General features: G+C 60.2%; 6 protein-coding genes and 1 pseudogene. 5 read left to right on the top strand and 2 right to left on the bottom strand.

The window, feature by feature from the left end; all coding sequences use genetic code 11:
- Positions 1-961: 961 nt before the first annotated feature.
- Positions 962-2,134 carry an ISH3 family transposase gene (locus tag C451_RS06415; RefSeq protein ID WP_007738978.1) on the bottom strand — a complete coding sequence of 391 codons (1,173 nt, stop codon included), beginning with the start codon at positions 2,132-2,134 and terminating at the stop codon, positions 962-964.
- 269 nt (positions 2,135-2,403) lie between these two features.
- Here C451_RS06415 and C451_RS06410 point away from each other — a divergent pair, with 269 nt between their 5' ends.
- Positions 2,404-4,257, top strand: coding sequence for a polysaccharide deacetylase family protein (locus C451_RS06410; RefSeq protein ID WP_080503523.1), 1,854 nt, complete (start codon positions 2,404-2,406; stop codon positions 4,255-4,257).
- Positions 4,258-4,452: 195 nt separating this feature from the next.
- On the opposite strand, the gene C451_RS06405 is transcribed toward C451_RS06410, so the two are convergent.
- Positions 4,453-5,466: an alcohol dehydrogenase catalytic domain-containing protein gene (locus C451_RS06405; protein WP_007738976.1), complete on the bottom strand. Its 1,014-nt coding sequence runs from the start codon at positions 5,464-5,466 to the stop codon at positions 4,453-4,455.
- Between the two features lie 155 nt (positions 5,467-5,621).
- Between C451_RS06405 and C451_RS06400 the strand changes: the two genes are divergently transcribed.
- From C451_RS06400 to C451_RS06390, 4 genes and pseudogenes are all read left to right on the top strand, one after another.
- The gene (locus C451_RS06400; RefSeq protein WP_007738975.1) at positions 5,622-7,379 is read left to right on the top strand and encodes a MutS-related protein; all 1,758 of its coding nucleotides are present in this window, start codon (positions 5,622-5,624) and stop codon (positions 7,377-7,379) included.
- Positions 7,380-7,446: 67 nt separating this feature from the next.
- Positions 7,447-7,647 carry a hypothetical protein gene (locus tag C451_RS06395; protein ID WP_007738973.1) on the top strand — a complete coding sequence of 67 codons (201 nt, stop codon included), beginning with the start codon at positions 7,447-7,449 and terminating at the stop codon, positions 7,645-7,647.
- A pseudogene (locus C451_RS23730) lies at positions 7,581-7,792 on the top strand (ferredoxin); the annotation flags it as partial. The gene C451_RS06395 and the pseudogene C451_RS23730, both read left to right, overlap by 67 nt.
- Before the next feature lie 134 nt (positions 7,793-7,926).
- Positions 7,927-8,535: UDP-N-acetylglucosamine 2-epimerase (locus C451_RS06390; RefSeq protein ID WP_007738971.1), on the top strand; the 609-nt coding region annotated here is incomplete at its 3' end.

Below are 8,535 nucleotides of genomic sequence, written 5' to 3'. Positions count from 1 at the left end.
CAGAAGTGACGTTTTGCAGGGTCTGGGCGTTGTTGGACACAATTCCCACACCCTGCAACCTCGCACGTGACGCTTTCTATGACACGCTCAGTTAGAGGCAATGGAGTCGAGGAGTTGGATATGGCAATCGTCCTTCTCGACTTCGTTGAGAAGGCACTACGCGTAGCAAAACAAGCGTTGGGAAAACACGGTGGGGAAGCTTGCCTGATTCGGGCTTCCCCGCGAGGCACACATCGTCGCTCACTGTATACGGAAAGAAGAAGGCTACACCTTCACCGGGTTTGTGAATCGGATTGATCCCATGCTTGAGGTATGTGACCGTCTTGGGATCCATCCAGACGTGTTGCCAGATCCAGCACATTCTATCATTCGATTGACCGGTGTGTGATGTACATCTGGGGCGTTGTTGCGTCGAAGTGCGCAGCAGCTCCGCCAATCCGGTCACGTTGTACTGGCAGCACGTTGTCGAACGCAAGCAACCCTCCCAATACTATCTCCAGTGGACGGCCACACCGTCAAGCTAATCAAAGCGACGACATTAACCGATATAGAATCGCTTGCGGTGCTGCACGTTCATTGCTGTATTGAGCGCGAACACGGCAGAAGGCCGGCCGCGGATCATCCACAGATCATCTTGATGCTTTGCCTGCGGCTTGCAGTTGCACCCATAAATCGTGAACGGGATAATGGTATTGATAGTCTAACCATTATCCGGCGTGGATGTTCTGCACCGCCACCCGATGCATTGCTAAACGCGGAACATACCTACAATCGGTAGTTCCCAACTGAAATCTCACCATCTCCTCTGAACCGGTGAGCTGTCGAGGTGAACGTCGCAGTGGACCGGTTCACTGGAGTTCAAAAGCGCTCCTGCGTACTCAACGACCCACAGCACCGATTTCACACGAACCCAGCCGACAGCTGGTGCTCACGACGGGCACTCCCGAGGCCGCGGGCTGGCTCAGCCCGCGGCCGAGGTATACGCGTCCGGCACACCGACTCCGTTCATCTCGATTTCCCACCGCCGCTCTAACTCTTCTTCCAGCGCGTGTCGAATCCAGTCACAGAACACCGAGAACGTGAACTCCTCGGGCAGGTCGCGCCCGCCCCGGCGAGGGCGGGCGACGACCGCCCATCGTAGCACCAACCACAGGTTCTCAAGGAGGAAGCTCACCACCACGAACGCAAACCGCACGATCGGATCTTGCGTCGACGTTACCGCTCGTGCGCTCCGAAACAGCCGGTAGCTCGATTCGATCGCTGACCGCTTTCGGTAGCAGTGTTCGACCTGTGTAGGCGTGCGATCGGATAGATCGCACGCCGCGTACCCTCGAACTACCTCACCGTGCTTGCCACGATCGCCGTTCTGGTAGGAGACCGACACCGCGAGCGGGAAGCGCAGTTCCCGCTCGCTGTCCTTGTACATTCGGTAGGTCGTCATGTACGATTTGTGCGTCTCGAGCTTCTCTTCGAGCCGGTCGCCTTTCTCGGCGACCGGCACGACTGTCGCAGCGATCTCCCGTGACCGGCGGATGACACGCTCGTTGTAAAAGCCGGAATCAGCCAGCAACAGTTCGATCTCGAAAGGATAGGCCTCGACGCGGTCGAGGACGCGCTCGACCGCGTCGGCTTGCTTCTCGTCGCTGCGGACGTAGGTCATCGCGAGCGTGATCGGTTTGCCGTTCGAGACGAGGTAGGCAGTGCAGTATCGGTGGCAGGTCGTGGTACCGTCTTTGGGACTCATTCGACAGAGTTCGCCTACCTCGTCGCTGTAGGTACCGTGATAGGGGTTATCGACGAAATCGATGGAGACGATCCTCGACCGGTCAGGGTCGAGGATCGTCATAGCCAACTGCATGAATAGGAGATTGGCGGCGAACTCGAGCCAGCCTCGATTGAGCGTGTGGAGCCACTCGAAGACAGTATCGTCGCAGGGAGCTCCGTGATTTTCGGCGCAGACCTCGCGAATGGAGCTCTGATTGGTGCTGGCAAGGATAACGACAGACCAGATGTCGCCAGGATCGAGGGGCGAGCCCTCGATCCCTGGCAGGGGAAGCTCTCCGATCACATCTGCCGCTACACCTTTGACGTCCCATGCCGAAAGGAACCCGTCTGGTTGGGGTAGCTTCAACACATTCACCCAACCAGACATCTTCTCCAATCAGACCGGCGCTTTAGCTCTGCCTCTCAACTCGATTGGGAACTACCGACAATAATAAGCGGTCGAAATTTGGCCAGAACAGTCCGTCAGGCGACCGAATTGTGAGAATTCGTAATCATATCATGGGTGGATAATTATTATTTATCATTTGTATGGGATAACGAGGAGTGGGTATAATACAATATCCTATTAATAGTTACCGATGGACAAGATCCATTGTGTGTGATTCAGCAATTTTTGCCATGGAACATCAAAATTCCAATCCGCAGGTGAGACCTGACAACACGACTCAGCAGAAGAGGAGTTCTCTCACCGAAAATACCGTATCTCACCAATCTACAAACGTCAAACGGCGTCGATTTCTTGCGGCGGGCATAGCCGGGGTGACAGGACTCGGTATACTCGGGAGCACAAGTAATGCGGCGGCTGCAGGGAAACACACGCTCGTGATCGAGGGAACAGGTGACAGAACGAACTATTCATTCACAGTGGATGGCAATCTCTCCGGCGAAGATCTGACTTCGGAAGATGATATTAACGGCAGCTCTGCCCACGGTGCGGTTGCCCCCGGCCAAGATGTATATCGGTTCGACGGCTCGCTTCACGCTTTCACGTACGACGGTGCGTCGGTCGCCGTCAAGCTCGATGGTGACTGGGCACATGTCGGTCAGCGCCCGGACTATGTGCTCACAATCACTGGAACGGGTTCGTATGCATCTTACGCGTTTGATGTGACCGACAACCTCCAGCCTCACTACGGTATCACTAGTGAGGACAATATTTCGGGAACTCACGCCGAAGGTGCCGTCCGCAACGGGACTGACGCTTATCTGCTCAACGGCGACCTCGAAGCGTTTTCCTTCAAAGGAGAAATAGCGGTCAAACAAAATGGCCAGTGGGCACACGTTGGACAACTTCCCGAATCCACTAGTGGCAGCGATGACAACAATAACGGGACATCCGATCTCCGGCTCGGCTACAACGCCCGAAAGCGCAGCCATAACAAAGGGACGGCTTTCGAGAATTTCGGCGACTTCTCCGCCGGATGGGAATCGCGCGAGGGCCGTGTCGAGCAGAATTCGACCGATTTCTCCGATCCGTCAGACGACGCGGGCTGCGCGACGCTCATTTCGGACGGCAACAACGACCGTGTCGAGATGGTAAACCGCCTTGATTCAGAGAATTTCGCCTACCGCGATCCGTCGATGGCCGTGCGCCTGCGTGGCACGTCAAACGAGACGTTGCGTGTTGAGCTCGCAGCGGGCGATGGGTCCGAATACCAAGTCACGACACGATATCTCAGCGAGAAGCACGGCTGGGTTCGGATCGGTCTCGGACCGTCGACGTGGTCAGGAACGCCTGACTTGGCCGACATCAATGAGCTATCGATTTCGTGCTACACGGGTGGGAAGTCATGCGAGATCGATATCGATGACATTCGGACGACGCCCAAGCGCGATAATGGCGCTGTGCTGTTCGTCTTTGATGATGGCAACGAGTCGGATTACACGGTTGCCTACGACATGATGAGCGATCGTGGGATGGCGGGGTCGAGCGCTGTCATTCCGAGGGTTGTTGGCAACTCGGGCAAGCTTTCACAGAGCCAAATCGACGAGATGGATAGTAATGGATGGTCGTGGCCGTCGCACCCACAACGAGGTTCGCCTTCCGGCGGTCTCGGTTCGATTCCGGCCGATGAAGCCGAGCAGGAGATGCGAGACAACAAACAATGGGTCCTCGATAACACGAGTGGTCGGGGTGCGAATACGCTTGTCTGGCCGTTCGGCGATTTCAACGAGGATTCGATGAATATTGCGGGCGAGTATTATGATCTGTCGTTTGGTGGTGGCGCATCGACAGCGAATGGAATCGTGACCGAGGCCAGTTGGATTCCGCGAGTCAACACCGATAGTGTTGAGAATTCCCTGGAAGCTCTCGAACAGGCATACAAGACGGAAACTGTGTGCGTGCTGATGGCGCATGGTCTTGGTGGGTCCCGGTTGCCGGAATCGGATTTCCGGCGGTTGCTCGATAAGGCTGAACAGCGCAACCTCGATGTACTGACAACAGCGGAGTTCGCTGCTGAACAGTCGTAGGTCCGTATACTCCGTTATATATCGTCGAATACGGGATCGACAACCTATCACTTATGACGGCGACTTTCGGAGCTACAGGGTTACTATCGCTCCTCGCAACGATTGAGTGAGATCACGGCTCGAAGCGGGTTTGTGGCACTGAACCCTGTTTCGACACAACGCCACAGCGCATATCGCAATCTCACCACACCTCAGTCACGGCTGCACGACGAGTTTCCCGAACGCATCCCGGCGCTGCATATCCGCGAACGCCTGACCCGTTTCATCAAGTGCGTACTCGTCGTTGACGACCGGGTCGATCGCCCCCGCAGCCGTGAGGTCGACGAGCGTTTCGAGATCGGGCTGGGTGCCCATCGTGCTGCCGATGAGCTGGTTGTGCCCGAGATACAGCTGTGGGATCTCGATCGTCGATCGATCGCCCGCAGTGCGGCCACAGATGGCCATCCGACCGCCCTGCCGGAGCAGTGCCAGCCCCAGTTGGGTGTAGTCGCCGCCGAGATGGTTGAGAACGGCGTCGGGCTCGCCGATCTCGTCGACGGCCGCTCGAATCTCGTCTATGGCCCCCGATTCGACGACGTGGTCGGCTCCGATGTCGGCCAGTCGGTCGGCCTTTGTCGCCGAGGTGGTCGTCCCGATCGATCGCGCGCCGAGCGCGTCGACGAGCTGCACGCCGGCGACACCCACGCCGCCGGTCGCGCCGGGGATGAAGACGAGATCGTTCGCTCCCACGTCGGTGCGCCGGAGCATGTGGTAGGCGGTCATATACGCGGTCGGGAGCGCTGCCGCGTCCGTGAAATCCACCGACTCCGGGAGCGCAACGAGCCGGTCGGCATCGACGAGTGCCTGTTCTGCAAGGCCGCCGTGATACAGGCTGTACTGTTCACAGCGGTTTTCGGGCCCCTCACGACAGTATCGACAGGTGCCACAGGTCTCGTTGGGACACAACAGGACGCGATCGCCGCTCGCAACCGAATCGACGTCCGGGCCCGTCGCGGCGACCTCGCCGGCGACGTCGAGTCCGCTCACGAACGGGAGCTCGTCCGTCCCGACCATCCCCGAGTCACCCTCGAGGATCCAGAGATCGTGGTGGTTGATCGAACACGCCGCGACTTCGATGACGGCCTCGCCAGCCGCCGGCGTCGGGTCGGGCTGTTCCTGAACGGCGACGTCGTCGGGGCCATCGGTGCCGGTGAATGCAGCGACACGCATACGAGAGATGTGGGCCACGAGTCAGTACTGTCTGTCGGTTCAGGAACCCTCGTCCGCCTTCGACACGACCGCCTAGCACAGTCGCCTCACCGAGATATCGAGGCGACCGACACCGTCCACGCAGTATTTGGTGACTCGCGATCGAACGGCGGAGTATGTCGCTGCAGGACTACTGGGGGATCGGCCCGAAGACGGCCACCACGCTCGCCGAGGGGTTGGGCACCGAGCGGGCGATTCGCGCGATCGAAGCGATGGATATCGGAACGCTCGCCGATGCCGGCCTCGCTCGCGGCCGAGCGACGCGCATCCTCCGGCATGCCCACGGCGAACAGGGAATGGGGATTCTCACGACGCCCGACGCACGCAGCGTCTACAAGGAACTCCTCGCACGGGCACAGGAGTACGCGATCACCGAGCACGCGGGCGACCGAATTCGCGTGTTGACGCCGCTCACGTCAGTCGATGCGATGGACGAGCGTCTCGACGCGGTGACGCTCGCAACGGAGACGTGGCGTGAGCTCGACGATGCCACCCGCGAGGCGGTACTCGACGCCTTCGCCGACTTCGACGAGATGGGTGGTGGCGAGCGCGCCGCCGTCGAGACCGTGCTCGCCCTCCAAGAACTCGGGGTCCACACCGGCGTGTTCGCCGAGATCGACGCGATCGATGCCGACGCGCTCGCGGACGCTGCCGCAGCGCTCAGTTCGCTCGACACCGCGGGCGACGATTCGACCGTCCGCGAGGGCGTCGACGACGAGCTCGATACGGCCCGCGAGCAGCTCGCGGCGGTCGAACAGCTCGACGCCCAGGGGATCGACGTCATCGACGCCATCCAATCCGACGGCGTTCGCTCAAGCGCAGAGTTCCGCGAGGCGTTCGTCAGCCACGTCGCCGCCGAGACGCCACTCCCCGCACCGCGCGTCCGCGAGGCGACACCCACCGATGCCGCCGACGCGACCGATTTCGTAACCCAGGGACTTCGCGAACTGCTTGCGTCGCTCCGTGAAACCGTCGAGGAACGCGAGCAGGCGGTCGTGGACGATCTCGAAGCCGCTCTCGACGACAGCCGGGACGCGATCGAGGGGGCCGTCAGCGCGGTGAACGAGACGGCCTTCCAGCTCTCGCTTGCCCGGTTCGTGGACGCGTACGAGCTGACCCGTCCGACGTTCGTCGAGTCGGGCTGTGTTGGAGTCGTGAACGCGCGCAACCTGTCGCTTGTAGCGGCCGCGGAGACGGCCGTCCAGCCGATCACGTACGCCGTCGGCGAGCACGACTGTACAACAGCGGTGCCGACCGGCGATCGGGTTTCGGTGCTCACCGGAGCCAACAGCGGCGGGAAAACCACCCTGCTGGAGACGCTCTGTCAGGTGGTCGTGCTCGCACATATGGGTCTGCCCGTGCCCGCCGACGCAGCCGAGGTGAGTCGTGTCGATGCCATCGTGTTCCATCGTCGGCACGCGAGTTTCAACGCGGGCGTGCTCGAATCGACACTGCAGACGATCGTGCCGCCGCTGACCGACAGCGATCGGACGCTGATGCTCGTCGACGAGTTCGAGGCGATCACCGAACCCGGGAGCGCTGCGGACCTCCTCTACGGGCTCGTGCGTCTCGCCGTCGATGCGGGCGCGATCGGAGTCTACGTCACCCATCTCGCCGACGATCTCGCACCACTGCCCGACCGAGCGCGCACCGACGGGATCTTCGCCAGAGGTCTCAACGACGATCTCACACTCGATGTGGACTACCAACCACAGTTCGAGACCGTCGGCCGATCGACGCCGGAGTTCATCGTCTCGCGACTGGTGGCGAACGCGAGCGATCGCAGCGAGCGCGCCGGCTTCGAGGCGCTTGCCGAGGCCGTCGGCGAGGACGTCGTCCATCAGACCCTGCTCGATGCGGAATGGTCCGCTTGACCGGAAATCACCGAAAAACGGACTGAAGCAGCTGTACGCCCTTCCCAACGTGACGACCAGTACTGCCATGGCCCACGATCCGACAGCCGAAGGCACCGATTCGCCCTCAGAGGACGAATCGAACCTCATGGATTCGTCGATCATCTCGCCTACGACGGAGCAGTCCACCACGGAGAGTGACCACGATGTCGGCGACGATCCGCCACCTGTGGCGGGCGAGGACTGTGTGCGACCTGTACCGTCGCGGTCGATCCCGCACCGGAGCTGACACACTGGCACGACGCCGCAGCGGTTCGATTCGGCTACCCACGCCTCTCGTGTTGTCTCACGGTCGAGGAACCCCTGCGGGTCGAACTCCTCAACAAGTACGTCTGGGGCAGGTGCTCCCCCGCCGGCTGGGGCGTGAATCGTGAATCAGAATCTGGTGGGCTTGACATGCGGAGTACAGAGATGAGCCGAACAGAGTCGTACACGCGTTCGTACGGCTGAATGATCTACTATCTTGCAATAGAGAAACGTATTACCCGGGTCCTCGAAAGCCACGATCATGAATGCGTCTCCAACGGTCTACGAGGATCGCCTCGCCGCTCAGATGGATCATGGCGATCTCGTCCTCGCAGTTGTGACAGCAACGAAGCCGGACTTCTACAAACAGGCGCCAGTCGTTGCCGCCGCCGACGCCAATGGCCTCCCCTGTTTCGTGATCCACACCGGCCAGCACTACGACGACGTGCTCGGTCACGGGCTCGAAGAGTACGGTCTCGAAACGCATATCGGAGCTGATCTCGGGATTCGCGGTGACCTGAGCCAGAAGACCGCCGAGATGATGCTCGCCGTCAAGGAACTGGCGGCGAAACTCGACGAATGGCCCGATACGACCGTCCTCCCCATGGTCCACGGTGATACTCATGCTGCAGCCATCTTCCCGCAAGCGTGGATGTTCGCTACGAATCAGCAGGTCGTCCACAATGAGGCGGGTCTCCGTGGGATGGCACCGGCTTACGATACGACCGCCGACCCCACAGCGGTCGTCAGCGAGCAGTGGGACGGCGAGTGGCACATTGAGCGGACTGAGCCGTTTCCCGAGCAGTACGACACCTTCATCGGCTCTGCGGCTTCGATATATCAGCTGTCTCTTATACACATCTCTGAGCGG

This window comes from Halococcus thailandensis JCM 13552 (genome assembly GCF_000336715.1).
In the GTDB taxonomy this organism is placed as follows: Archaea; Halobacteriota; Halobacteria; order Halobacteriales; family Halococcaceae; genus Halococcus; species Halococcus thailandensis.
Note: the sequence above shows the minus strand (reverse complement) of the source record. Positions and strands in the feature narration are given on the sequence as shown.

What these genes read in the sequence shown, in the direction of transcription:
- C451_RS06395 (WP_007738973.1), top strand. Translation starts at nt 7,447, where the DNA reads ATGGCCCACGATCCGACAGCCGAAGGCACCGATTCGCCCTCAGAGGAC.
- C451_RS06400 (WP_007738975.1), top strand. Translation starts at nt 5,622, where the DNA reads ATGTCGCTGCAGGACTACTGGGGGATCGGCCCGAAGACGGCCACCACG.
- C451_RS06410 (WP_080503523.1), top strand. Translation starts at nt 2,404, where the DNA reads ATGGAACATCAAAATTCCAATCCGCAGGTGAGACCTGACAACACGACT.
- C451_RS06405 (WP_007738976.1), bottom strand. Translation starts at nt 5,466, where the DNA reads ATGCGTGTCGCTGCATTCACCGGCACCGATGGCCCCGACGACGTCGCC.